Below are 1135 nucleotides of genomic sequence, written 5' to 3'. Positions count from 1 at the left end.
CCTGAATCATGATCGGGTTCGCCCATAACCCAATGGTACCAATGACTGCCCTTTAAGTAGTTGCGCCAGTCGGTGGGAATACGCAAAACCGGGAGTAGTGTCAGGGTAAAATCCCCTTTGTTCTGAATTGGAAAGTAAGGGGGGCGTTTAAAGCTATCGTCGTCATCCTGACCAAGATAACCACCTCTGTATAGATCAGACTCTCGTTTTTCTTCTGGTAAAGGCAGTCCTGCAAACCCTGGCAGACTCACAACCTGGCCTGATTTTTTTTTCTTTTTCCGAACAGATGAATCGTTAAGCCTCTCATTAACTTCTACGGTTTCCGGGGTTGAAGCGATTTCTATAAACTTATCGGACTCCGGACCTATTGCTGACAGGCGGGTCGTTAGCCGGTAGTTTGCCTTTTCAGCTCCCCCCGCAGTAATTGAAGTAGCGGTAAAATCCGACGAAGCAGGTGTTGCCCGAGCCAGAGAAGCCCAGACAAGAAAAGTTAGCAGATAAATTTTCCATATATTAACCAGCAGCCGTTGGTTCAGAAAGTGATTTTTCATTTAAGGAAACCAACAATAACAGAGGTAGTTAGGGAGGAGGAAAGTGCGAGAGTATTTCTCAACAACTGGCTGAAAGTAGACAATAGTCAGATTAACGTCAAAGGTGGTTTTGGAGTAGAGACTGAGTAGCTGCTCATTTATTCATTGTGACTGCTCTCCTGCGAAGAACGCAGGAGCTTCTTGCTTCATAGGCTACTGCTGGTTCAAAACAACCAGACTTACAAAGAAGCCTCCACAGGCAGAACCAAACAGCCCTTAAGGTAGAGCCGTCCTGCGATCGTTACCCTCCTCTTTGGCCAGGGAGCGGTCAAAGTTCAACTCTGAAGATGTTTGCCAATGACCTGCAACCGAAATGGAATGTGAACCTGATTTTCAGGCAGCAGCTTCAGGGCGATGGGTGCAGGGTTAATGCTTTTTGTTTCGAACAGTAAGCCAGATGGCAACTGCAAACAGAGGCAACCCAAAGACCAGAGTCAGAATTAAATATTGTTGTCCTGTATCCATTACTCATCCTCCAGTCGGTAGGAGCCTGACCGAGAATAGCGCCCGTAGCGAGGATGGCAGAAAATTGAGGATGAAAATTC

At 46.7% G+C, this 1135-nt stretch carries 2 protein-coding genes; both read right to left on the bottom strand.

Annotation, left to right across the window (positions count from 1 at the left end; all coding sequences use genetic code 11):
* Nucleotides 1-551: hypothetical protein (locus KDK17_RS06000; protein WP_257287593.1), on the bottom strand; the 551-nt coding region annotated here is incomplete at its 3' end.
* A gap of 385 nt (nucleotides 552-936) precedes the next feature.
* The coding region (locus tag KDK17_RS05995; RefSeq protein ID WP_257287592.1) for a hypothetical protein at nucleotides 937-1135 on the bottom strand (199 nt) is incomplete at its 5' end.

Source organism: Endozoicomonas sp. SESOKO2 (assembly GCF_024606245.1).
Lineage (GTDB): Bacteria > Pseudomonadota > Gammaproteobacteria > Pseudomonadales > Endozoicomonadaceae > Endozoicomonas_A.
Note: the sequence above shows the minus strand (reverse complement) of the source record. Positions and strands in the feature narration are given on the sequence as shown.